The following is a 24,579-nucleotide window of genomic DNA, read 5'->3' as shown; positions in this document are numbered from 1 at the left end:
CAATAACTTGATATCGTAATGCCAAAAGAAACTGTCAGAGGATGCTTATGACCCATCAGGTTCAAAACCCTACGCTAGAATCTTTAGACGAACAGAAACTCAATCGCGTACATTGGCGTATAGTAATTACCGCTGGGACGGGATTTTTTACGGATGCTTATGATCTATTTGTTATCGGCGTTGTCACGGCATTATTGATGCCGTTATGGCATCTTAGCGCCTCTCAAATTGCGCTCTTAAACGGTGCTTCGCTTGCCTCGGCAGCTGTAGGGGCGGTAATGTTTGGATGGTTTGCCGATAAATTTGGTCGAAAGAAAATGTATGGCATTGAAGTGTTTATCCTGTTTATCGGCGCTTTGCTTTCGGCTGTTTCGCCTTCTTTTGCTTGGCTTTTGGTTTCTCGAATTATCGTAGGCATTGGAATCGGGGGCGATTATCCAACTAGTGCTGTCGTAGCGAGTGAATATGCTAATCGAAAAAATCGTGGCTTTTTAGTGTTGCTCGTGTTTGCGATGCAGGCGGTAGGGTTGATTATAGGTCCGCTGTTTGCTTCTTTATTGATGGCGTTTCATCTGTCCGATGCGCTTGTATGGCGACTATTGCTCGCTGTTGGAGCGCTGCCAGCAGCCTCTGTTTTTTATTTACGAAGAAGAATAGCGGAAACGCCACGATTTTTATTAAATAAATCAACACTCGAAGTAAGCCGTGTGGTCAGTGACCTGGCGGGCCACTCTGACACAGCGGTCACCACTCCTGTCGAAAAACTCTTCTCCCCGAAATGGCTTAAATGCTTGATCGGAACTGCTGGTGCCTGGTTTTTGCTAGACGTCGCTCTTTATGGCAACGGTGTCTCCTCCGTGCTTATCATGAAAGCGATTAGCCCTCACGCCTCATTATTAAAACACACCCTTCTTTCTGCTCTTACTTTTCTGTGTTTTGCCGTCCCCGGCTATTTTTTCGCTTCGACCTATGTCGATAAGATTGGACGAAAGACGCTTCAAATAGCAGGTTTTGGCATGATGGGTTTATTTTATCTACTCATTGCTGGAATTCCGCATATTAGTGATCAGTTGCCTCTCTTTGTGGGAATTTTTGGAATCAGTTTCTTTTTTATCAATTTCGGGCCTAATGCAACAACTTTTCTGATTCCTTCCGAAATTTATCCCATTCACCTGCGTGCACGAGCACACGGATTATCCGCCTCTGTGGGTAAAGTAGGCGCGTTTATCGGTGCTTTCTTTTTACCTTTATTATTAAAAAATATGGGGCTGGTCTATACAATGGCGGTCGTAGCAATCGCTTCTTTTCTCGGCATTTTTGCAACTTTTTTAGTACCTGAAATGAAAGGGATTTCTCTGGGAAAACCCCAGTAGTATTGTTGTTCATTTTGTACTACCTTCAAAAGATCGGCCCACCGGCCACTTTTAAAAGGAACTACGTAGGAAGCGATTCAAATGGACAATCATATTATTGGAAGCCCAGCCAGAGCTCGAAAATACCTGTAAATTCATAGTCATTCTTGTTCAGATGACATACCTTTAACTCCTAACCTTAAAGAGGTCGAAGGCGACGGTCAGTATGCTTTAGAAATACCGGTCGTCACGTCCCTTTGTAAAAACGGCGGGTATTGAAAAGGCTGTTCTTGGCGAAACTCACGGCTCTTTTTTATTAATCGATTCCGAAATTAAAGAAATGCTCAGTTTTTGTGCTGAAGCGGATTTTGACATGATATTTTTGCCCAGCCCTCGCCCCGAGTACGACAGGAAGGCCACTTTTTAGCGAAGTTAGTTTTCCATCGAACAAAGACGGCGCCTCAACAACAACGATGCGATCGCTTATACAGTCAAAGACGTGCTTAAACTAACGGATTTTGATTACCGCGGCATTGTTATTTACATCTCGGGCTCCTTAAAATATTATTAAACGAGATGTGAACAAAGCAAGCCCTGCCGAATGATCTTATACTCGTCGCTAGACTGCAGCACCATTAGCAATTCCGTCACCACGACGAGTGTATTTGCGATTTAGGCACTGATCAAATAGTCGCGCTGCATGATGTAGGACTTTCCGTTCTGTAAAACATGCGTCGATTATTACCTTCCGCCGTAACGTTGAGCGCACCTATATGATACTTATGAAACTAAAAGCAGTTTTATTCGCTATTATATTCCGGAAATTTTACAAATCACATCGCCGATTTTTCTTAAATTAGGTTCGAGCGCTCAGGCGCATCCCTATAGCCCTGTCAGCAAGGGGATGCTTAAAAAAAGAGTATCGAACGACTGCTACTGGGAGTAGGAAAATTAAAAAATCAAATTTAGCCCTCAAAGAAATATCTTATCTCTCAAAGCATTGGTGTCTTCTGAAAATTGGATCTGATAGAATTAAAAATTTCAGAATCATTAGTGTCTGCTAGGCACCTGCGCAATAAAAAAGACCATCGAGCAGTTAGTCCCAAAAATAACACCGATTTCCAGCGAGATTCACGCTCACCAAAAGTGCCTTTCAAAGAAAAAACAACCGCTTTAGTGATAAAAACTTTGCGCGCCCATGGCTATGAAACTATCGAACGCTTTTGGAAAATGGTGTCGTTGCGACTTTAGGCACTAAAGGGCCAGGAAAGACCCTTGGATTTCATACTAACATGGATGCTCTTCCACTCCCTAAAACAAATACTTTTTATCATAAATGAAGTACAAAAATGTCATGCATGCCTGCGGCCATGACGGGAACACCGCCATTCTCTTAACCATTGGTGTAGAATTAGCCATTCACAAGGAAAATTTAAACGGAAAATTTAAGCTAATTTTTCAACCTGCCGAAGAAATTAGGAAAAGCACAAAAGTAATGATCCAAGAAGGTAAAGAAGGTGGCTTAAAAAATTTTAATATAAATGCTATCTCTTTAGTTTTCATAATTATCCTACGTTGGCCGTGTGCAAAATTGATTTAAAAGCGGGCGCAATGTTCGCTGGCATAAGTTAATTTACTATCAAAATTAAAAGCTAAAATGACCATGGACATCATTCTTCGGAAACGTGCAATCCTATCTATATTGGCAATGGTGAAAATTTCTCTATGGTCCATACCAGTACCTATGATTTCTGTGATGACTGCCTGATTCATGGAAAGAATGAAGTAAAACAGTCGGCATGGATTTTTTATCACTAACTGTTACCATTCCTATCACGTCGCTCTTATACGAAGAAATTAAACCAATACCAGAAATATGAATGCAAGGCGTAGCTATTGCTTCCAACATACTCGTAATTCTAACCCGGATTTTATTATTTCACTGCTGAATCAATACTTCATTACCTCGAATCACTGCTTTTTCACACCAGATAAATAACTGCCGCCAATTCCCTACCTTGTCCAATTCCGAAAAAAATCTATCTCATCGATCGACAACTCGAAAAAACTGAAAGGCTTTTAAAAGGACTCACCGATATAGAATTAATGTTTACTACCATTAGGAGCAGTGATAAATTGAATTCCGGAGCAATTCCCCCAATTATTAAATTAACTACTAATTACCTTCGTACTCAAGCGCATGGGAAATTATTCCCTCTATTCGCGGAATAACAGCTGCGCTTATTAGCTTGGCATCAGCTAATATAGTAATATGATGCGGAAATTATCGCTAGAAGTATTTAGTAATCAATTTCAATTTTTTGGAATGTCTTTACAAACTTCCTTTAACCTAGTTATGTCGCTTTCTCTTTTGGCGATGTTGATGTTTTCTACTTTTATCGGTTATGCTGTCGATTTTTCCCGCGATAAATTTTTCTTCTGCATTACTCTCATAATTAGTCATTATTTTTAGCCACTAATGAAGCTCAAGGAATTAATTTTCAAATACACCAACCATTGCGATACTTTACTCGCTCTCGTCACAAAACTGCCGACACTCTTACCGACTTTAAATAAAAATTATATTGATGACATCTACGCGATTATTCCTGAACAAGACATCCACCACCGCCCCTGCATTTCTTAAGTGAACCTTGGCAAGCTCTTTTACGGGACCATTATCAAGAGTTAACCATCTTGAATACCGTACAGAGCGCTAGATTCCCGCCTGCGTGGGCATGACCTTTAAAAAAACGAAACCTTGATATAAATATTTCCATTTTATGTTTTTTCTATGAGACTAATTTCAAAAAAATTTCATCGTCGCCGCGAAGGCGGAGACCCGGCGCACGACGTACGCAATGATTTTTACATAACCAGACGGTCCTTTGAAGGCTTTATTTCTTCTATGCTGGTTCGAGAATTAATTCTTCAAAAGGGATTGCAAGTACCATTTTAATTAGGCTTGCGTTATTCGAGTTATCCGCATACCAAAAAGCAGAACACCCTATAAAATCACATATATTGAGTTGTAGATTAGGATCGTGACTGAGTTTACGAATAAAAACAGCTTTCATCAACCCACTCTTGGCAGCCAAATGCAATCCATTACCGCCATTATTTTGTTGCGCTTCCCAAATACAATCCCCAAAGTATTGATTACGTATTCTATTGCTTTAACGGACCCGCTCAGTGCGGCATAATGCAAAACGTTAACGCCATTTTTATGTTCCCTAGTATTCACACCCAAAACATAAATTACATATCTCACGGCCTCTATCCCCACTGTGCAGCATAGTGAAGAATACTTTTGTCATTAGCCTGTATTGTTTGTGTCGACCCCTAACGTTTTAATGGCATACTTGCTTTAATCGAACGACTGAGCACAGTGTAGTACAGAACGTCGTGTTGTAATCACCGAGACTGTTTGGTTTAATTTCCACAATCGGCCAACAGCAAGGAGGAATGGAAGAAAACCGAAAAAATGAGTAGTCATGATTTTAATTAAGTCAAATTATAACCAGTTTATAGTTGTAGTTTTTCAAGCAGCGAAATACTGGCAAACAAAAATACCGAGAATGCTTTGCAGAGAGTAGTGGGCGATGTTAAGATGGCTCATTATGGATTTTCTGGCAAACTACGGTTTATTTCTAGCAAAATTAATCAGCTTGGCCCTAGCCATTGCTGTGCTTTTTTTTATTTTCTTTGGCCTAATCGCCCACACCAAAAACAAAGCAAAAGGTAAGCTGGATATTCACAAATTAAATGACAAATATAAAAGCTATCATCGTACGCTTTCAATAGCAATTAAAGATAAATATGAGCTTAAACATTTTTTAAAATCTCAAAAAAAAGAAAAGAAAAAGAAACCTAACATCACCGAAGCAAAAAAACGTATTTTTGTCCTTGATTTTCAGGGCGATATTCTGGCTTCCGCAGTCTGTGCATTGCGTGAAGAAATCACGGCCCTCCTAACGACCGCCACTCAGGACGATGAAGTGCTGCTTCGGCTAGAAAGCGGCGGCGGGACTGTACATGGTTACGGTTTAGCCGCCTCTCAGTTACAACGAATCAAAGATGCTCATATAAAATTAGTGATTGCCATTGATAAAGTGGCAGCGAGTGGTGGTTATCTAATGGCCTGTGTGGCCGATCGCATCATTGCTGCGCCTTTTTCTATCGTTGGATCGATCGGCGTGTTGGTGCAACTACCCAATTTACACCGTTATTTGCGAAAAAAATATATTGATTTTGAACAGATCATGGCTGGTGATTATAAACGGACCCTTACCCTCTTTGGTGAAAATACTGAAAAAGGCCGCGCAAAAATAAAAGAGGAAGTTGAAGAAACGCATATGCTTTTCAAATCATTTATAAAAAAACACCGCCAGAAAGTGGACGTTGAACAAATCGCGACGGGTGAGCATTGGTATGCTTCGAAAGCACTCGATCTCAGACTCGTTGACGAACTCAAAACCAGTGATGATTACTTACTCGCTGCTAGCCAAAATTACGACCTCTTCGAGGTACAATATAAACGTAAACCACCTTTAGCTGAACGTGTTTTCCAGAACGCCAGTCGTACTCTTACCACCAAACTTTTAAATGGCTTAATGAATTAACTTTAACCCTGTGCTTGTAAGATTAAGAGAGGATTTCATATCGTTGCCTACAAGTCACAGCCATTTCCAATTTTTAGGCTTCGTGATCCCGCGCAGGAGTCCAGGAACGCTTTAGCGCGCTGCGCACGTCGTGCTGCGCGCTGGGTCTCCGCCTTCGCGGCGACGATGAAATTTTTTTGAAATTAGTCTCATAGAAAAAACCTAAAATGGAAATATTTATATCAAGGTTTCGTTTTTTAAATGTCGTTCCCGTGCGTGGGCCGTCTACTGACAGACAAAGAATCGAGGGCTTTCACAGCCGAAGTCACGGGAGTCCCGGCTAAAAGGCTAAGAAAAGCACCATCGGTGTTTTTCTTAGCCCCTAGTCTTTTAGGTCTCCTCCTGACTCCGCCGTGAAGGTTTTGTATGCTTCAATAATACAGCAGATGCCCCGCGGAGGGCGACGGGGTTTAAGTTTTTCACGCTTCACCACGGGTGGGTAATGATAGAGGCCCCTTGTATCAAGGAGCTTTGAAAGGAACAAGGCGAAAGAGAAGCATCAACTTTACAGTCATTAGGGGTTTATGCTTAAGTTGATGGCTAGGTGCGCAGGCGGGGATGACCAGTTATTAAAATTACTAGCGGTTTATTATAGATAAACTTGAAAGATTCGTTATTTACCTTACTAGAATCCGCTAGATGGATATTTTGGATTTTCTAATGGGGTTATTCTATTAAACAAATTTTTTCTTTATGGGATGCTAATTTCTTTACTTCGAGTGGAGTGTCACAACGTCTTATTTTTCTTGCTATACATAATAATTTTGTATTGAAAAACCTACCTCGCTTAGTGCCTCATGGACCTGCTATATTAGGGAATCTAACAGCAGTAATTTTATTCTTGATTTCAGTGGTAATAATTTTGTTTATTATTAGGTGCAAAGTTATGTTTTTTACAGCTACCTCGATATTTTTCTTTTATTATTTATCGCATTTTAGTTTTCTAGGCATATCGACGTTTGAATATTTATTGCCTTTTTTATATTCTGGATTTGTATGGTTATCCTTTTTGTCAAATCATGACTTGTTGCAGAGAAAGAATAAAAGAATTCAGTTCTTTGGCTTTAAAGTTTTTGAAAATAACCAAGTTTCAGTGAATGTTATTCTTGTCGCTTCCTTATTGCTTTAGTACATTAATTATTTATCAAACAACCTTAATTATTATCCAGCCTTGCCAGCATTAAAACAGAAATGACTTTTTAAATCTTTTGAATAATCAGTTTATAGATGTATAAATTACGTTATAAAATCAGACTCGGAATGACTATGATAATAATTCGTCTTTCCGTACAGTCCCCGTATTTTCGCTAAATTACTGAATTTCCTATTGTTAGAGTTATTGACAGTGCTGATTGGGGCCATGTTAGTATTTCAAATTTACGAAGACTATCTGTTTCATTAGTTTACTATATTATGGGCTATCAACAGATCATCGATGTTTACAGAAAATACAGATTCTCTGCTTTTTTCAGAACCTTCATCGAATTTCTCCGCACTAAAGCAGAAATTATAATGTCCATCCAGCTTGTAGTGGAATCCATTTGTGCGTTGTCACTAGTAATTTTAGCACTATGCGTATCTTTTATGATTATTGCCACACTTTTATTTGGGTTATTAAATAACTTATGTTGAATTCGGCGTTCTAGCAAAATGGCCAGCGACGGCTCTATCTATCTAGAATTGGACGTGGGAATTATTGTTTACGATTGTAGTTAGTATTGGACAAGAACTACCTTTTTCTCCTGAAGAAGATCTTTATATTTTAAATCTGCCTATTTCCGCCATGCGTTCTGGTTTTTAAGATCAATCTAGATTTGCTAAGTGGTTTTCTACAAATTATCCAAATATAACCACCCCGTTTCCATCCAGAACCTATTTTAGTCATTATTTAACCGATTTATCTATCTCTTTGCAAGAGCAATCCTAACGACAGGGCATCACAGTAAAATATTTTCTAACACTGAAGTAACTGCTATTAAGGCCTTAAAGCAAAATCAATATGAAATTACGAAGACGAAGGGCGTCAAAGGGGGATTATATCGTTCTTTTCAGTGGTCACATGTCTAATAATGGGTATTCTAATTTAAGAGGATTTCGAGGTTATCGACATAATCAATAGCTTGAGGGGGCTTTTGATAATATAGATTCGAATGAAGCAGTTGAAATTCTTAGATCAAAATTATTGGAAATTGATGTTGTTCGTAAATTAGAAAGGCAAGGTCATGAAGGAAAAATTTTTATGTTTTCTCGAAGCAGTTTATTACCTGCTGTGTTAGGTAAGGAGGTGACGCTTTATCCTTTGAAGCATCTAACGCTTGATAATTTTGACCGCCTTAAAAAAAGTGGGATACAAAATTTACCGTTAGATGCCCTGGTGGAGTTATTTTGGAAAGAAATCAACGAGGCATAAGTCAAAAAATATCTTATTTGACAGTATTAAAAAATCCTCTTTTGAGATTTCGGGAATCGAATGAATGGATCGCGAGATTAGACAAGAAGAAAAATCTCGTGTGCTTGGCAACGAGTCTTATTTGCATTCTATCCTATTGTCCCTCGAGTATAGCGATTATTGTCTTTATGAGGAGAAAAAACGATTTTTGAGAGAATACTATAGTCTTTAATATGACTTATTTAGCGATTTTTCCATTAGATAACGCTTATAATATTCGTCAGATATTACTTGCTGGTCAGTTAGAGGTAATTAGTGGATATTATCAATATCAATATTTTATCATTCAGACTAGCGATAAAGAATATCGTTTTAAAACCTTATTTAATGCTATAGGTCCAAGCTATGACCCAACAGCTTTTCCGCTTTATCGTCGGTATTGAAGTTGAGGAGCGGCATCGCCATCTGGATAAGGCGCTACTTTCTCAGGACCTCGAATGAAGCTTCGTGTTTTTAGAGTTGCTACTCGAATTTAAAAACAAAATAGGAAGGCGTCTTAATGAGGTTGTCGGTATTAGCGATTGCTCCTTATGTATTTTGATAAATTTAAAAAGTCATCTTATATTTTATATTTTCCCTTTTTCTAATTTTTCGTTATCAATAAAACCGCTTTTAAAAAAAGCTATCGCACTTAAAGTACAATGACGTTTTTTGAATTAATTGATCGTATTGATACCTTTTTATCTGGTGTTAACAACGTTCAAGAAAAACTACGACGCTTATAAAGAATTCTTGGAATCTATTAATTAGTGACATTCCTAATTTTACCTGGATCTACTGAAAAAAATAAAGAGTTTCTGATCTTAATATTAGAGCAATACATAATTCATTTAAACGAAAGAAAATAGGATTATGAGTCCCAGTTTTTTTATTCTTTAGAGAAGGAATTTCAATAAAAGAAAAAATGGTGGCGGCATAAAAATTAAAGAATATAGTAGTGGATCACTGGGAGAAAGGATAATAGAATAAGTTAAGAAATTTGAAAGACGACCCTGTATTAGGGAACAAGCGACTAGGACAGATCTATTTCCATATGTTAAAATTACAATCTGCGGAAGACAAGCGTTCCTTGAATGAAGGCAGATGCCAGATTACTTCAAGCCGCCCCTTTTCCTAAAGAAATCTTTAATAACTGTTTTTTAATGGGTGATTTATAATTTCATCTATTTTTGGCTGTCTTGTGTTCGAGATTATGTTTATCTGATGGACTTAGCAGAAGCTTATTGACTAACTTTTCTATTATTGTCAGTAGAAAAACTCTCTAATTTTAGCCGTTTTTATGTGATCTCTAGGAGTTCAACTTTAAAAGTGTATCACATGCTATTGAGCTGGTGTCAAAGAAATTTACAATGTATTTTTTGTAAAGTTTCTGATGGACTTAATCTATGGTGAAACCAAAGAGTAGAGGAGACAGCATGCACCTGAAATTGTCTAAATCACCTCTGACATACGTATTAGCGCAGGTGAAGTTTACTAACATCGGGGCATCGAAAAATATGTTCCTGAGTTGCAGGATAAGATTCGTGATCTCTTCCTTCATTATCAGTTTTCTAATATTTAGGCGCTTCAATTAAAGGAAGGCCAACAGCTCAATCACCCTATTTTGAAGCAATAGAATTTTATAGATAAAAACGAGAAAACCGGTATTATCCTTGATAAGCAAACAATCATCAATTGGAAAAATTTGCAGGGGTATTGAAAAATTCCATGAGTTTTTAAAATTTTCTCTCTTTATTCGTTTAGGATTACGTTATATCAATTTTTAACTAAAACAGAAACCACTTAGTACAGCGAAGATTGTCTGGATCAGGTAAGTTTATAACTTTTGAAGGACGACGTGAGCCAGAAAAAGATTTCTTATTATTAGATCTTGATTATTTCAGTACGGACAAAAGTGATTTTGATATAGACCTCATTTTAAGACGGCTTCATCGATTACATGAAGTAATTTATTAAGGATTCTCTCAAGCAATTTGGGCGGCGAACATGGCAAGCTGGAAGTAAGGGATGTATGTACAAAAGCAAGGTCTCATTATCTAATCTGCCACATAGTGGATTGGTTGAGGTGGAAGATAGTTCTACGAAAGGGCATGACTTTATAGAACACAATCCTAAAGTGACTCCTACCCTTGTAGCTGCCTTATTGGTAGGGTTATTGGATTGGCACAGGGTACAACTCAATTAGGCTTCTATCCCCCTGCTAGGACAAGAGTCCACCGCTGTTGTCGGCACTCAATCGCAGCAAAGTGCTGTGCCTCATGTCATTGAGGTACGATTATTTAATAAGCAGTTCCAGCAAGTAAAGCGATCAATGGATCTCAATGTTTTAGAATTAGCAGCTATTTTACGAGTCACTCGTCCTACGATTTACGGTTGAAGTTGGATGGTATCAGAAGAAATTGAAATGCGTAAGAATAACCAAGAGCGCTTAAACGTCTTTATGAAATTTAAAGCTTGGAGAGAAAAAATTCTGGCGTCTAGGAAGTTGTTTTCATAAAACATTAAGCGATTCTAATGAGTCGTTTTTAAAAAGATAGACAATAGGATTTAGGTAGAATCTATCAATATTTAAACAGCGATGATCGATCTATTACAACCAGACGGCAATAAGAGGAGGCGCATGAGGCGTTCTAAAAACATGGTTTTAACCTTTATGTAAGGAGGAGAGGGAGGATAAACTCAATGATATTGATTTCATGGATTCATAATCCAAAAACATTCATCGACTCTCATAAAATAAAACAGAATGGCTGGAAGAAATGAGCCAGTCGTTGAAATTATTCGAACATATGACATTTGGCAATGTTATTAATATCAAGCTAAAGGAAAAATCCTAGAGAAATAGACTTATTTATTGACGTGATTGGTAATTTAGCATTTTCCCTTATGAACGATATTTTATTCAACGAGATCAGCTAAAAAAACTTACAAGCAGATTCTGTTGTAACGGCAGATCAGCCGTTAAAAATTCTTACTACGTGGATTTTTAAAAGATACATACGCCAAGGATTTCCAGATGAGCCCAATGATCGCATTAAGGAAATCAATAGAAAAAAAGAATATCATGGAAAAGAACGTTTGGGTTATTTATTGATGTGTTACCTGATCAAGAAATTTCTTCCGATCAAACCCTATAAAATTAGTGTGGTTGTATTGATGTACCAGGAATACGAAAATAATGAAGAAGAACTACAAAAATTTAAAGATAGTTTCGATCGAATACTCATTTTACTAGATAAAATTAAAAGAGTTGAGATTGATGAAATTTCTCAGTTTCTTACAACTAACATTTAGTTATTTTGAAGCCAAGAAACTGAAATAGTAGGATTTTGATTATTTAAATTTCTTAAATGACGAAGATCATGAGATTATCAATAATACAGTGTTATAGCGAATAAAAAAGAAATGCAATTAAATGGATTACAAAATCTCAAAAGCGGATTGAACTCTATACCAGCATTTGCTTAAATCCTGTAAGGAAAACAATAAGTTAGAAAGACGAAGGCTGATTAACTCAGTTCATAATGAACAGAGCGTGATGTTCTTGAAGCATTCTTTAGCAAGATTATAATTAAACCATTTTTCGATTTTATTTTGAATCAAAAGGAGGTGGAGCAGGGTTTCCGTCTAAGTTCATTGTCCCTGGTTTTTCTATGAATGAGTCTCTGAGAGGGAAAATCCTAAATAGAAGTGTGAGAGTCTAAAAATCCTATATATTTATTTTCTTGAGAGACTTGAATAACAAGGAGACTATTGTAAGTATACTCATTTGTTGATCTCAGATCGACGTTATTTTTATAATTGCTTGAAATAGAGTTGTCCATGACGGAGATAACAAAGCAGTTATCAAAGTATCGGAACTCTATACCGAGAACTGAAAGGCAATAGTGATCCGGATGGGTACTGATCCTAAAAGAGCCAATTAAAAACAGAAGAGCGGGCAAAGCAAAAACGGTTAAGCAAATTATAAAAAATGGCGTATTGCGGGATTACGTTGTCAGAAGCTTAAAAAATGGAAAAATACGCTTAAATTACGCAAAGGTCTGAGGACATTGCAACCAGAAAACTTTGGACACTGTGAAGAAGATACTGTTCAGTTTAAGGGAACGAAAGAAAAAGTCGTAACAATATTAGTTGAACGAAAATATCGAAAGGTTTTTCTAATAAAAAATAACCGTAGATATTTTCGAGTTGTGATGGATAAAATAAAGAAAAAACTTGCCACCCCTTTCCGAAAAAATGTTTAAAACTATTACTTTTGGTCAAGGCATTAAGGCATTGAGTTCGCTGATTACAGGCATTTGAACCCGATAATGAATGTAAGGTTTATTATTGCGAAAGATATTCACCTTGGAAAGGGGAGCAATGAATAATATAAATGGTCGGTTAAAATTGTACTTGCAAGGAAGCTGACATTGACAGGATTACACAAAAAGAGCCTGATCAACTCGCTACAAAAATGAACCAGCGCCCTCGGAGATGTTTAGGGTGCAAAAACCAAAGAACTATTTATTTATACAGCAGTACAAAAATGATCATCGTATTTGGTTCTAGAATACATCGAGCTCTCTTGTGCAAGATTTGAGAAATAGTCTTTAAAATCAAAATATTACATTGTGGAGGCGGCGGGAATTGAACCCGCGTCCATAAATCATCCACCGTTGACACTACATGCTTAGCATCGTCTACAATTTAACAGCCAATCGCCCGACGAGCAGGGGAAATTGACTGCTAGCTCTTCTGTTTAACCTTTAAGTCATGAGCCATGCTTGAGGGCGAGCTTATATACTATGGCCGCTGGTAGGGATCTATAAGCAAATCCCAGCAACGGAGGAAGCTTTATGCGTAAGCTTCTTGGAGATAATTACTATCGTTTGCAACTATCTGTTTGCAACTGATGGATTTACGAGCCTTCGTTGCCGGCTCGACATGCGTCTCGGGTTTCAGGATCCATGTCGAAGCCTTGTCGCCCCCGAATTCACACTTTATTGTAAATCAATTGGGCGGTAGGGTAAATACTGCTATCGAACGGAAAAATAGACATTTAAATTGGCCTTCAGTAAAATGCATTTCACGAAGACCTTGCAAAAATTATTTGCTCTCATAGGATTGGTTTTATCTTAAATAATGGCTGTGCCCCCATTTATGAGGCTAGCTTACACTCACATCCTTCCAAAATCGTTTCGGGCATGTCAATGTGTTAATGAATGTTTGGTAAAAAAGTCTGATTCTCAATCGCATTGTAGTTTTGGGGAGTAGCGGTGTCGAATAAAAGTTGTAGCGGAATGATTATTTTGCGTATTATTTTTATTGTTCTTCCAATTGCGGTTGTCAATCGGATAATCATCAGTGTTATTCCAATTGTGGCGGCAAAGTGATTCCACACACCCGCTGTATCGTGTTTTGTAAGAAGCAAAATGCTTATTAAAGACGCTTTACATAGTGATGACAATAAGGCTGTTCCTTTTTGATAATAATCCTGATGATAATCTTCCGCAGGCCAAAAAATACTCACTGGCGCTAGTCCAGTGGTAATGCGATAACCCTTTTCTGTTAACATATTTATTGCCGTTTCAGCCATCCGTTTGTGTGGGATCGTGAATTTCAAAAAATAATGAAGTATTTTTTCATAATTAATTTGTTGAGGATCGTATAAAATGCGGATAGCTTCGACATGTCCCGTCGTACCGCTACACACTTCTTGAGAGGTGGGGTTGTTTTTATGTCCGCCTGTGTAGCCGACTTCAGCTTTTAAAACGCCCGGTAAACGTTTAAAATAATGATTTCTACAGCCTAAAAGCACCCGTCGGCGAAAATCGCTTCTTCGGTATCGCGGATCTGGTTATCAGTTACAAAATCCAAACTCAAGGAATTTACATAATAACGTGTATTTTTAGGCGTTAACGCTTCTCCTTTAAAAACATGTCCTAAATGGGCCCTCAAATGTTCGCAACGAATTTCAATGCGCTGTCCATTGGGATCGGGGGCAATCGCTTTATTATTTCCGCAATAGTCGTGTCGAAACTCGGCCAGCCAGCCGCAGGGCGAATGAAATTTATCTTGTGAACGAAATAATGCTATCCCGCATTGTCGACAGAGATAGCTGCCAGTCTCTTCTAAATCGGTATATTTACCCTGGAAAGCAGGCTTCGTCCATTTGGTCGCAAGTGACGTGACGAGCTATTGGTGGAAGCGAGGAGCGTTTATCCATGAGATTTCAATACACGATGTTTCTCGTGTTCCCACTCGCGGCGTTTGATGGTTTCTCGCTTATCGTGGGTTTTTTTACCTTTTGCAAGGACGATTTCAGCTTTGACATGATTTTTATGCCAATGTAAATCCAGTGGAACCACTGTTAAGCTTTGTTTTTGAACTGCTCCAAACAGTTTTCCAATTTCATGCTTGTTCAAAAGTAATTTCCGCGAGCGTTGAGGGTCAGGTTTCATATCTTCCGCGACATTGGGAAGCGGGGAGATGTGCGCACCAATCAACCAGGCTTCACAGCCTTTAAAAACAACATAACTATCCCGCAATTGCACGCGGCCCGCGCGAATACTTTTGACTTCCCAGCCTTCCAGCACTAACCCTGCCTTAAATCGCTGCTCAACGTAATAGTCGTGCAATGCCCTTTTATTTAGAGCGATAGTTTGTTGTGCCGGTTTTTTAGAAATTTGCTTGTCCATGGCGTTGGCTATATTATCGGAATGGTATGCCCAATATCAATAAAAGTAAAGTTGTTTCTTATCCTCAAAATCAAATGTACGAATTGGTTAATGATGTGGAATCGTATTCTGAATTCGTTCCTTTTTGTAGCGAAAGCCGCATCAATAGCTGCACGCACGAAGAAATACGCGCCACGCTCTCGTTTGCCCGGGGTGGATTCAGCAAGTCATTTACTACTTTAAACCGGCTCCAGCCTTACAGAATAATAAAAATCCAGCTAATTAATGGGCCTTTTCGGAAATTGGAGGGTTTTTGGTGTTTTGGACCCCTGGATGGCGACCGTTGTCGAATTTCTCTAGATTTGGAATTTGAATTCGCTTCGTGCTGGTTAGGGTTAACGTTAATGTTTGGGTCACTGTTTAACCAAATGGCCACCCGGTTGGTCGATACTTTTTGTGAACGAGCGGATGTCGTTTATGGAAAAAAGGCATGATCTCCGTTATTGTCGCCTACGCTATTCCTGAAAAACAAGTTGAGATCCCATTAACGGTTGAAGAAAGTTGCACTTTGGTGGTGGCTGTTAAACGTTCCGGGATCTTACAGCAATTTCCTGAACTTAATTTATCTCAAGCGATCGTCGGCATTCACAATAAACGCACCACACTCGATTCGGGGCTGCGTGATGGTGACCGGATCGAGATCTACCGCCCTCTAACCATGGATCCTAAGCAAGCACGTTTATTGCGGGCTAAACGCGGAAAAATTCGGCAAATGGCTAAGGGTGAGGGAGGATAACCCTGTGGCTGAGTTGATTTTTATCAGTCCAGAAACTCACGACGCGATTATCACGTAAATACACAATTAGACGCGTAGAATGTATTTTGTGATGTCCTTTTTTAAGGGTATACACGTACACCAAACGGTTGTCAACATAGATATTGGTCAATACAGGAGTTCCTAACAGGGATTCCACCTTGGTTCTTGTTATGCCTTTATGCAAAGCACCTAAGTCTTTATCGGTAATCACATTGCCTTGTTGGACGGGCGGACGGTAAATGCAGCCAGTTAGAGTAATGACCATACAGATCAAAAGAGAGAAAAAAGTCATTGTACGCTGCATAGAAGCTCCTTTTTTATTTGAAGAGTAATGATTATATCGCATCTGTTTTTGAATGCCATCCAATCAGGGATTTTTGATTGGTGTGTGATAAGATACTTCTTCGACAGTAAATTTGCTGGGAGTCGCTTTGGAAAATCAAGAATTGCGAAAGGCAGGCCTCAAGGCTACCCTGCCGCGAATTAAGGTATTAAAAATTTTAGAGAATGCGGACCCGCACCACATGAGCGCAGAAGATGTCTATCGTAAATTAATAGAAATGGGAGAAGATGTTGGGCTTGCTACTGTCTATCGGGTACTCACGCAATTCGAAGCGGCGGGCCTGGTCAAACGGCACAATTTTGAAGGCGGCCATTCTATTTTTGAGATCGATCAAGGCGAGCATCATGATCATTTGGTGTGCGTGCATTGCAGCAAAGTGGAAGAGTTTGTAGACGCTCTAATAGAGGATCGCCAAGCCGTCATTGTGAAGAAATCTAAATTCAGAATGACGGACCATAATCTGACGATTTATGGCATTTGCCATGATTGCGAAAAACAGTTGTTTGAGAGGCAGCGGGCATGCTGAAAAATTGTACATTTTATTGCGATAAGGTAATATTATCCCATTGCGTTATTGCGCAACGTTAATAGAAAGAGGCGATAACTTTATGAAAATTAATAAAAATTATTAATCACCCTAGAGCGATTAGTGGCTATCACTAGCCTTTTTGCAGTGACGCCTTCTTAGGCCTATGCTCATTACTGCTCCTATTAATGTCATCACTACCACCACGGTGGTGACCTTTTTGTTGCTGCACTTATTTTTGGAGCAGCGTTAGGAATGATTCTAGGTGTGGCTGCAAGTCATGATTATGCTTACCGACAAGTAACTTACGTTCGTCATTGCTGATACAACCCCTGGTACGGCGATCGCACTTGCTACGTAGAAAGGTACGTTCCCTGCGTCTGTTAATTTAACCCTCTAAGCGGGATCTTTGCAGATAGTAGAGATTTTCTAGATGGGATTATCTGTCCTATTTGGCGGGCTCACGCAAGTGCTTCGCACACCGAGTAAGACTTCTAATTTGATGAACCTGCAGTAAGGAAAAATATATTATGTTTCGTCAAGCGTCGCCTTCGTCGCCCAGCAAGGGACTAAAATTGAAGAAAAAAATCGGATTGGCCAATTGTTTCCTATCAGGAAATTTCTGAGATTGCCTCTACATTTAAGTTTCAGGATTACCGCACACCCGAAGAAGCCTTGGTTGTTTTAAGTCGATCGGTGAGTGAAGGTCCCTTTAAAGGAGCTACGGCTTTATGGATGAAACTTCATTATTATTCTAGGGATGATAGGGATGAAGAAATTGAAAATTGAATACGGAAATCCAAAGTTTTTTTGAATAGCTAATCCCCTAGTTAAAAGACGCATACCCTAATCTAAATTTTGTGGCGACGTTTTTTCAGTTGCTCCAACAACAGCCTAAGCCGCAAAAAATGAGCACCTTTCTTTATTGTTAAAGATAACGCTCTATCCTCCCTCCACACCACTCCGATTTGTCGTCGAGATAATTGAAGAAGAGCACTTTTCGTTGATTGAAAGACATTGGGAATATTCTCCGGTTTTACCAGATCTAAATGAAAAAAATAATATTTACTCTTATCTCGATGGAATTATCAACCGCCTCCCTTTCTCTCGGGGGATAAGCTTTCTTGAAAATCATTATATATGACGAAGACAATGATTCTGTCACGCTGTTTTTCCACTATGTTAATAAAATAGAATCACCCTATTCGAATTTTCTAAAAGAGAAATTGGCAGAGTTGGTTGAATATATTTGTGGTTTACCTGATAATGAATTAATCGCTTTTTTATGGAAGGGAACGAAAAAAGATACCTGTGTATCAGATAAGGACGAGGAAGGCCCTTTTTGGTGTTTATATATCAGGTGCCTAAATAAAATAACCCCCAGGTTGCTTTAGTGCCATCCAGATGTTTTAGAAAGTTTCTTATGTTCTAAATACTACGAAGATAAATCTACTATGAAAATGTTCTGGAGCTTGCTCTCGAAAGTACTGTAGAAATAGAAGCTTTTGAACAGTTATTATTTCGTGTTAGCCGAACTAAGAGATCTGTGTTTCACGATCAAAAACTATAGCGTAAATTATATCAGAATTAAGCGGAATCTTTGCAGTCTAGCAGGGATTCCGAATGGGCAATTTTTTGTTTGGTAATTTTAGTTCCACTTAGCATTCGCGCTAATTCTTCTACACGCTCTTTTTGCGTTAGTTGCTCAATTGCGGTAGAAACAATGTTTTTTCTAATTACTTTTTTGACGTAAAGGTGATGGTGTCCCAGTGCGGCAACCTGTGGCAAATGCGTGATGCAGAACGCTTGTGTTTTTTCGCCGAGTTCACGCAATAATTGGCCCACAATTCCCGCTGTTTTCCCGCCGATTCCGGTGTCCACTTCATCAAAAATCAATACTGATGTATTTTCTTTTTTTGCGGTAATGACTTGAAGCGCTAAGCTAATGCGAGAAAGTTCTCCAGAGGAAACAATTTTTTGTAACGGTAAAAAATTTTTCCCGGGATTAGTGTTGATATAAAAAGCCACCTTTTCTTTTCCCTGGGGTGAAATTTCGGTTTCAGCTTTTTCAAATCGAACCATAAATTGGCCATTGTTCATTCCTAAGAGCTGCATTTTTTCAGTGATCTTTTTTTCTAAAATTTTCGCAGCTTTTTTTCGGCTGCCTGAAAGTTCGCTTTCTGTTTTTTCATAATTAGTTTTAATTTCAAGCTGGCGTTGTTTTAAGCTCTGAATGTACTCTTCAATATTTTTGAGCTTTTCAATCCGCTTTTAGAGGGATTTTCTCACATCAATTAAATCGTTCGGACTGATATGATGTTTGCGCGCTAAATCGTGAAGTAAGGATAAACGCGTTTCTAATAAAGTTAAATTCTCTGCGCTTAAATCCAATCGTTCGCAGTAATGATTAATCTCGGTTCCAGCCTCTTGCAAATAAATAGCGGCGGTATTGAGCATCTCTTTTATGGTAGCCAATTGCGAATCTTCCATTTTAATTTCATTCACTTGTTCAATCGCTTGTTGTAAAAGTCGCGAGGCTGATATTTCATCGCTTTGCACGGTAAGCGAAATCGCTTTCGTCAATTTTTCAATGAGTGATTTGGCATTGTGCAATTGTTGATGTTGTTGACTTAGGGTCTTCCATTCGTCTTCTTGTAAATTTGCATTTTCTAATTCTTCAAATTGATAACTGAGAAGCGATAATTCGTGATCACAGTTTTTGGCTTGTTCATTTAATTGATTTAATTCCATTCGGAGATTTTTCCATTTGAAATAATCCTGTCGAATTTTATCAAGCGGTTCGTGATGATGCTCAAAATTATCTAACCATTGTTGCTGTCTTTCACGTTTTAATAAAGTTTGATATTGATGTTGGCCGTGAATTTGCAAGATAAAGTGAGCAAACTCTCTGATTAACTGCTGTGTACAAGGATGGCCGTTAATCGTACTACGGCTGCTGCGCCCATCAGAAAAAATAATTCGTCGTACAATGCAATCAAAACCATCCGAAAAATCTTTTGCTTTTAACCAAGCTTTCGCATCGGAGTTATTCAATATGTCGAAGTATAAACTGATATCGCATTGATCGGTTTCCTTGCGGATAATAGCCGTATTTGTTCTCTCGCCCAGAGCAAGGTTGACGGCGTCAACAATGATGGATTTTCCAGCCCCGGTTTCTCCTGTTAACACAGTTAAACCTTTATCCAAATCAAGATTAAAGATTCTACGACAACAAAATTTTTAATGTGAATATGCGTAAGCATACCTTATACCTTAGCCGTTCGTTTTTCCCAATCCAGCTTGCGACGCAATGTCTCATAATAATTGTAATCAGTCGGATGAATAAGGTGCAATGGGTAAAGATATTGACGGGTATAAACCTTTCCACCAGGTTTAATCGATACGCGTTCTTGTCCGTCGTTACTCACATAAGGGAAAACGTCATTTTCAGGCGAAATAGTAATTTTTATTTGGCTTTCCGCATCGACCACGATAGGGCGACTGCTTAAAGTATGGGGAAACATAGGGACTAAGGCCATCGCATTTAGCTGTGGATGCAAGATAGGTCCTCCGCCGGATAGGGCGTAGGCGGTTGAGCCGGTCGGGGTTGTGATGATTAGCCCATCGGCGCGCTGGTTGCAAACAAATTCGTCGTTGATAAAGATATCAAACTCGATCATTTTGGGAGCATTGCCAGACAACAACACGATATCATTGAGGGCGATGCCTTTCGCAACGATTTCATTACCTTCTTCGACTGTCGCTTCTAACAAAAAACGTACCTCTTCGCGGTAATGACCGTCGAGAATATTACTGATTTGGGTAAGATCATTTGGAGGGATATCAGTTAAAAAACCAAAACGACCGCGATTGATGCCAAGCACAGGGAGTTGCTGAGGCACGGCGATATGAGCTGCATTTAAGAGACTTCCATCTCCGCCCACGACGATAAGTAAATCTGCTTTTTTTTTGAGATCGCTGGCTGGGACAGTGAGTAAACGACCACCATTAATTATATGTGCCGCATTTTCTTCTAAAATAACTTCCCTGTTTAACGAGACAAGATAATCTTTCAACGCGACTAACGTTTCGGGCACTTCCTCGACCCCTTCCCGCCCCATTAAGGCAATCCGACTGAATGATAGTTTACTCACAATTTTGAGCATAGCTTTTTTGCGCTAAGAATTCTAGCTGGATCGATTGAGATTGGAATATACTTTTCAATTATGTATATTTACATATTTAGAGGCGAACATGAAAGCATCTATTTTAAATTTACATTATAACATGAAATCTGTACTAAAAGCACTGGATCCAAATGAGGAAATTGAAATTCTCTATCATGGTAAAGTGAAAGGGACAATTCTTCCCTATCGAAAGCCCAGCACTAAAAACAAGATCACCGAGAACCCCTTTTTTTGGCATGCTCGCTGATGAAGAGAAAAGTGTCACTGAGCAAGTGGATACATTACACGGTGGTTGTTACAATGATCTTTGATACAGACATATTGATTTGGGTTCAAAAAGGGAATATGAAAGCGGCAGGATTAATTGAAAAAGCAGAAGAGCGAATGATTTCCATCTACTCTTACATGGAAATGGTCCAATGCGCCACCGCTAAATCCAAACACAAAATTATGTATACTTTTCTTCGCGAATACGATTTTAAAATCCAGCCGCTTTAAATGCATCAAAGACTTGCAATTCAATTTGTTTAGGCCTTAAGAGAGTGTGAATCTTTTTGTGAAAATCAATTTTTTGTTGTAGTATGTCCCATCATTAGGAGGCTGTATGAGTAGCAAAAACAATCCAGAATCTGAAACCAAACAAAAAAATAAATCGGAAAAAGTGATGGAAGCTGAGCAAGAGCAAGAGGAAGGCGTTGGGGATGGTGTTCAAGAGATGGAGACTCATCGAGAGGGCCTTGAATTTCTCAGCCGCGAAAAGCTAGAAGGTCAGCTCACTCGCATGGAGCGCAAGGTCGATGAGTATAAAACTCAATACCTGCGTGCTCAGGCAGACATGGATAATTTGCGCAAGCGCAATGAACGAGAAAAAGCGGATATTATTAAATTTTGTTCAAAACAATTAATTACTGACCTCTTGCCCGTCGCTGACAGTCTTATTCATGGACTTGAGAGTCCAGCCTCAGAGGATCCTCAAGTGAAAAGCATGCGCGATGGCATGAGATTGACTCTTGATTTATTGCATAACACGTTAGCGAAACATGGCGTTCAGGTCATTAACCCAAACCCAGGTGATCCTTTCGATCCTGCCCTTCATGAGGCCATGTCTGTACAAGCAGTACCTGAGGCAAAACTAAATACAGTTATTCAAGTACTCCAAAGAGGTTATCAACTCAATGGTCGGGTTCTGCGTGGGGCGAGGGTCATTGTGGCGAGTTAAAAATCTCGGCTGAAAGCGGACCCATATTTTTACTATTTTGAATTTCGCCTGCGCTGGAACTCGTACCAACGCCGACCAAAGGGGAGCGTTGCAATTACTTCTTTTTGGAGACCCCATCGCTCTTATCTCTGGCGGCAGAGATTTTTCTGTTTAAATACCTTGTCCAACTCATAAGCGTGTAACAAGCGTTGTAAATTTTGCCCAACATACGTGGAACGGTTGTAAACATAGAATTGAATATAATTTCGAGAATATATTCATATCCTTTAGTTTTTAAGATTTTTATAATCGGCTTTGCGCGTTCAATATGCTGTGGGTTATCCGCACAGAACACTGTTGAAAAAGGACACCGGCTAGCAAAGCCGCAATCGATGCTTTACGGGCCGGTGAGGCTGATTCAAATTCTTGGATGACCGCTGATAATGCTCGATGTGTATCCCAATCCCGCCAGCGATGAAAAAGTTCTAAGCTATTAGTAATTAAATGATCCGTAGAGGAGGGTGGCTGCGGTGATTCATGAGATTACAGTTGTAACATCAAAGTGAGGCTGGGAATAATGGCTTCTACGTTTGCCCATGAACAATTTCCAATGACTTGATTTTTTAAAGGAATCTCTGCAATAGCCTGAAAATATAATTTTCTTTGCAATGTGTTTTGAATATCTTGGATGGATTGTTTATGAAACAAAAGATCGGCTATCAATGGTACCGTTATATTTGACGATCGATTTATAAAATAAATTGGTATGTGATCGAAAGGTTCCGATTCTAAAGAGCGATCGCAAATCGCTAAAAGATTTTTATATTTTACGCCCGTTATCGCATAGCCTTCTTGGCTGATGGGTAAAAGGATGGGATCGTTTTTTAATAGCCGGACAATGGCTTCCTGTTGTTGTTCTGGTTTTTTTAAGTAGTGATCGTATTGTAATACCTCGCGCTCTTGCCAAAATACCGTACTTATTGTTTGAATATAGCTAAACCATGAATTAATGGGACGGGCGGCGAAATTGTGGGAGAAATTTAATAACGAATCCCGAATTAAATCGAGGCTGAACTCCAAATAAAAACCTTGATAATCAACTTCCATGAAAACACCATCCGCATAAAGAATATCTACACTGCCAATCAATTCAAAACGATGAGCTAATAATTTTGCATGGATATAGTTGTTGGCGAAGGTATACTTGGCGCCGTGTTTAATCAATAGTTTTTTATCGTGACGTAAAATCGGTTTTGCTAAAATAGGTTCGCTCAAGCGTATAAGCATTGGGATTAGCACCATTGGTGACTAACAGTTCTATCAATTCATATTTATTATTAGCCACAGCCCAATGTAACGGGGTGCGGCCAGTGATATCTTTTTGATTAACGTCTGCACCGGCGGTGATAAGCATTTTTGTTTTTTTAATATCATCAACAATAACCGTTTGAATGAGGGGCGTATAACCATACTCATCCAAATAATTAATCTCGGGCGATTATTTTATCTGATGTTCCAGATCTTCTACGGAACCGATGATAATCGTGTCTAATAAATTCATAATTATCGACTAAGTGTGGGTGATTTATGCAATGCAGATCTTGTTTGCAATTGTTGTTGTAATTGCTGACTAAGTTGTTTAGCTAATTCTGGATTGTGAATAGCATTATCTGCCGTTTACTCTATGGCTGCCTTATTCGTGGCTACATTGGCGCTCATTTTATTGAGTGTGCCTTCTTTCATTCCAAGCAAGTGAGGATGAGGTTTCACTGAGCCTCGGTAACCCATTCCACTGCTGCTGGCTTCTGGAGCATCAAATAACGATTCTGCAGAATAACCAAATGAGCGCTGACCTTGGCGTTTAAGCCCACGTCGCCCGGCTTCACCTAATTCCCTATGAGAGTTAACTTCTGCAGAATCCGGTTGAAAATCGTTGACGTCAACGACGTCGATAGTAAATAGTATAGTAGCTGCCCAGTACTCTGTTTGCTCGGATTTTATAAAGATATGATGTATCCAACCGTTATAAGCGATCACCACGGGGGTGAGCGCTTCTCCAGATTTAAGTTTCAGCAGCGTTTGACCCTGGCGAATTCGGTCGCCGCGCTGAACTTATATATATCGGTTACGGTACCGGTTATTGGCACGTAAATTTTCTTTAGCATTTTCTTAAAGTACCCTTTTCTATTGCTATCCTCTTCCCTTATTGTAATGAAGAAAGCTTAACTTTCTATTAAGAAGTATTCTTCAAATTTCCATTTCCTCTATACATAACAAAAGCAGTTAAGTTGATGAAATGGTCAGAAAAGCTGCTGAGTATTCAGTAGAATTCCTGATGTTATTGAAGGATAAGGGGTTCTTGATGAAAGACATCAGTGGGTTAG

The 24,579-nt window shown here is 39.0% G+C and carries 15 protein-coding genes, 1 other RNA gene and 9 pseudogenes; 15 read left to right on the top strand and 10 right to left on the bottom strand.

Annotated features, from left to right (window positions below; genetic code table 11):
* Window positions 1-41: 41 nt before the first annotated feature.
* Both FIV31_RS07990 and FIV31_RS07985 read left to right on the top strand, forming a co-directional pair.
* Window positions 42-1,373, top strand: coding sequence for an MFS transporter (locus FIV31_RS07990; protein WP_280124393.1), 1,332 nt, complete (start codon window positions 42-44; stop codon window positions 1,371-1,373).
* Between the two features lie 1,054 nt (window positions 1,374-2,427).
* Window positions 2,428-3,005 (top strand): annotated as a pseudogene (locus tag FIV31_RS07985) (M20/M25/M40 family metallo-hydrolase); the annotation flags it as partial.
* On the opposite strand, the gene FIV31_RS07980 reads toward FIV31_RS07985, so the two are convergent.
* On the bottom strand, window positions 2,949-3,125 hold the full coding sequence (locus tag FIV31_RS07980; RefSeq protein WP_280124413.1) for a hypothetical protein: 177 nt from the start codon (window positions 3,123-3,125) through the stop codon (window positions 2,949-2,951). The pseudogene FIV31_RS07985 and the gene FIV31_RS07980 overlap by 57 nt on opposite strands.
* A gap of 499 nt (window positions 3,126-3,624) precedes the next feature.
* On the opposite strand from FIV31_RS07980, the gene FIV31_RS07975 reads away from it, so the two are divergent.
* The 7 genes from FIV31_RS07975 to FIV31_RS07935 all read left to right on the top strand — a co-directional run bounded on the left by FIV31_RS07975 (window position 3,625) and on the right by FIV31_RS07935 (window position 10,839).
* On the top strand, window positions 3,625-3,825 hold the full coding sequence (locus FIV31_RS07975; RefSeq protein ID WP_280124392.1) for a hypothetical protein: 201 nt from the start codon (window positions 3,625-3,627) through the stop codon (window positions 3,823-3,825).
* A gap of 6 nt (window positions 3,826-3,831) precedes the next feature.
* Window positions 3,832-3,999, top strand: coding sequence for a hypothetical protein (locus tag FIV31_RS07970; protein ID WP_280124391.1), 168 nt, complete (start codon window positions 3,832-3,834; stop codon window positions 3,997-3,999).
* A 397-nt stretch (window positions 4,000-4,396) separates the two neighbouring features.
* On the top strand, window positions 4,397-4,555 hold the full coding sequence (locus FIV31_RS07965) for a hypothetical protein (protein WP_280124390.1): 159 nt from the start codon (window positions 4,397-4,399) through the stop codon (window positions 4,553-4,555).
* 399 nt (window positions 4,556-4,954) lie between these two features.
* Window positions 4,955-5,974 (top strand): protease SohB, encoded by a 1,020-nt coding sequence (gene sohB, locus FIV31_RS07960; protein WP_280124389.1) that lies wholly within the window; start codon window positions 4,955-4,957, stop codon window positions 5,972-5,974.
* Between the two features lie 2,221 nt (window positions 5,975-8,195).
* On the top strand, window positions 8,196-8,423 hold the full coding sequence (locus tag FIV31_RS07945; protein ID WP_280124388.1) for a hypothetical protein: 228 nt from the start codon (window positions 8,196-8,198) through the stop codon (window positions 8,421-8,423).
* A 212-nt stretch (window positions 8,424-8,635) separates the two neighbouring features.
* Window positions 8,636-8,845 (top strand): hypothetical protein, encoded by a 210-nt coding sequence (locus FIV31_RS07940; protein ID WP_280124387.1) that lies wholly within the window; start codon window positions 8,636-8,638, stop codon window positions 8,843-8,845.
* 1,868 nt (window positions 8,846-10,713) lie between these two features.
* Entirely contained in the window at window positions 10,714-10,839 is a 126-nt protein-coding gene (locus FIV31_RS07935; protein WP_280124386.1) for a hypothetical protein, read from the top strand.
* 2,237 nt (window positions 10,840-13,076) lie between these two features.
* Here the strand turns inward: FIV31_RS07935 and ssrA are convergent.
* From ssrA to smpB, 4 genes and pseudogenes are all read right to left on the bottom strand, one after another.
* Window positions 13,077-13,436, bottom strand: a transfer-messenger RNA (tmRNA) gene (gene ssrA, locus FIV31_RS07930).
* Between the two features lie 450 nt (window positions 13,437-13,886).
* A pseudogene (locus tag FIV31_RS07920) lies at window positions 13,887-14,265 on the bottom strand (peptide-methionine (S)-S-oxide reductase).
* Window positions 14,256-14,567 (bottom strand): annotated as a pseudogene (locus FIV31_RS07915) (peptide-methionine (R)-S-oxide reductase); the annotation flags it as partial. The pseudogenes FIV31_RS07920 and FIV31_RS07915, both read right to left, overlap by 10 nt.
* A 98-nt stretch (window positions 14,568-14,665) precedes the next feature.
* Window positions 14,666-15,145, bottom strand: coding sequence for an SsrA-binding protein SmpB (smpB, locus tag FIV31_RS07910; RefSeq protein WP_280124385.1), 480 nt, complete (start codon window positions 15,143-15,145; stop codon window positions 14,666-14,668).
* A gap of 26 nt (window positions 15,146-15,171) precedes the next feature.
* Between smpB and FIV31_RS07905 the strand changes: the two genes are divergently transcribed.
* Together FIV31_RS07905 and FIV31_RS07900 are read left to right on the top strand one after the other, a co-directional pair.
* Window positions 15,172-15,618, top strand: coding sequence for a type II toxin-antitoxin system RatA family toxin (locus tag FIV31_RS07905; RefSeq protein ID WP_280124384.1), 447 nt, complete (start codon window positions 15,172-15,174; stop codon window positions 15,616-15,618).
* The gene (locus tag FIV31_RS07900) at window positions 15,615-15,920 is read left to right on the top strand and encodes an RnfH family protein (protein ID WP_280124383.1); all 306 of its coding nucleotides are present in this window, start codon (window positions 15,615-15,617) and stop codon (window positions 15,918-15,920) included. The genes FIV31_RS07905 and FIV31_RS07900 overlap by 4 nt, the downstream gene beginning before the upstream one ends.
* Here FIV31_RS07900 and FIV31_RS07895 read toward each other — a convergent pair.
* A pseudogene (locus FIV31_RS07895) lies at window positions 15,864-16,245 on the bottom strand (outer membrane protein assembly factor BamE). The gene FIV31_RS07900 and the pseudogene FIV31_RS07895 sit on opposite strands and share 57 nt — an antisense overlap.
* A gap of 127 nt (window positions 16,246-16,372) precedes the next feature.
* On the opposite strand from FIV31_RS07895, the gene fur reads away from it, so the two are divergent.
* Entirely contained in the window at window positions 16,373-16,810 is a 438-nt protein-coding gene (gene fur / locus FIV31_RS07890; protein WP_280124382.1) for a ferric iron uptake transcriptional regulator, read from the top strand.
* 1,587 nt (window positions 16,811-18,397) lie between these two features.
* On the opposite strand, the pseudogene recN reads toward fur, so the two are convergent.
* Both recN and FIV31_RS07880 read right to left on the bottom strand, forming a co-directional pair.
* A pseudogene (gene recN, locus FIV31_RS07885) lies at window positions 18,398-20,073 on the bottom strand (DNA repair protein RecN).
* A gap of 3 nt (window positions 20,074-20,076) precedes the next feature.
* The gene (locus tag FIV31_RS07880) at window positions 20,077-20,976 is read right to left on the bottom strand and encodes an NAD(+) kinase (protein ID WP_280124381.1); all 900 of its coding nucleotides are present in this window, start codon (window positions 20,974-20,976) and stop codon (window positions 20,077-20,079) included.
* 60 nt (window positions 20,977-21,036) lie between these two features.
* Between FIV31_RS07880 and FIV31_RS07875 the strand changes: the two are divergent.
* The 3 genes and pseudogenes from FIV31_RS07875 (at window position 21,037) to grpE (ending at window position 22,216) form a co-directional block, all read left to right on the top strand.
* Window positions 21,037-21,308: pseudogene (locus FIV31_RS07875) on the top strand (type II toxin-antitoxin system Phd/YefM family antitoxin).
* Window positions 21,298-21,492: pseudogene (locus tag FIV31_RS07870) on the top strand (PIN domain-containing protein); the annotation flags it as partial. The pseudogenes FIV31_RS07875 and FIV31_RS07870, both read left to right, overlap by 11 nt.
* Window positions 21,493-21,601: 109 nt before the next feature.
* A complete protein-coding gene (gene grpE, locus FIV31_RS07865; RefSeq protein WP_280124380.1) occupies window positions 21,602-22,216 on the top strand; it encodes a nucleotide exchange factor GrpE in 615 nt (204 codons plus the stop codon).
* A gap of 122 nt (window positions 22,217-22,338) precedes the next feature.
* Here the strand turns inward: grpE and FIV31_RS07860 are convergent.
* Window positions 22,339-23,756, bottom strand: a pseudogene (locus FIV31_RS07860) (ankyrin repeat domain-containing protein).
* A gap of 2 nt (window positions 23,757-23,758) precedes the next feature.
* Window positions 23,759-24,360, bottom strand: a pseudogene (locus FIV31_RS07855) (acetyl-CoA carboxylase biotin carboxyl carrier protein subunit).
* Between the last annotated feature and the right edge of the window lie 219 nt (window positions 24,361-24,579).

Source organism: Coxiella endosymbiont of Ornithodoros amblus, assembly GCF_019425495.1.
Lineage (GTDB): Bacteria > Pseudomonadota > Gammaproteobacteria > Coxiellales > Coxiellaceae > Coxiella.
This window is presented reverse-complemented; position numbering and strand designations above follow the sequence as displayed.

Coding starts and splice junctions, on each gene's coding strand:
- smpB (WP_280124385.1), bottom strand. CDS start 15,145: ATGGACAAGCAAATTTCTAAAAAACCGGCACAACAAACTATCGCTCTA.
- FIV31_RS07980 (WP_280124413.1), bottom strand. CDS start 3,125: ATGAATCAGGCAGTCATCACAGAAATCATAGGTACTGGTATGGACCAT.
- FIV31_RS07975 (WP_280124392.1), top strand. CDS start 3,625: ATGATGCGGAAATTATCGCTAGAAGTATTTAGTAATCAATTTCAATTT.
- sohB (WP_280124389.1), top strand. CDS start 4,955: ATGTTAAGATGGCTCATTATGGATTTTCTGGCAAACTACGGTTTATTT.
- FIV31_RS07970 (WP_280124391.1), top strand. CDS start 3,832: ATGAAGCTCAAGGAATTAATTTTCAAATACACCAACCATTGCGATACT.
- FIV31_RS07990 (WP_280124393.1), top strand. CDS start 42: ATGCTTATGACCCATCAGGTTCAAAACCCTACGCTAGAATCTTTAGAC.
- FIV31_RS07940 (WP_280124387.1), top strand. CDS start 8,636: ATGACTTATTTAGCGATTTTTCCATTAGATAACGCTTATAATATTCGT.
- FIV31_RS07880 (WP_280124381.1), bottom strand. CDS start 20,976: ATGCTCAAAATTGTGAGTAAACTATCATTCAGTCGGATTGCCTTAATG.
- FIV31_RS07905 (WP_280124384.1), top strand. CDS start 15,172: ATGCCCAATATCAATAAAAGTAAAGTTGTTTCTTATCCTCAAAATCAA.
- FIV31_RS07900 (WP_280124383.1), top strand. CDS start 15,615: ATGATCTCCGTTATTGTCGCCTACGCTATTCCTGAAAAACAAGTTGAG.
- grpE (WP_280124380.1), top strand. CDS start 21,602: ATGAGTAGCAAAAACAATCCAGAATCTGAAACCAAACAAAAAAATAAA.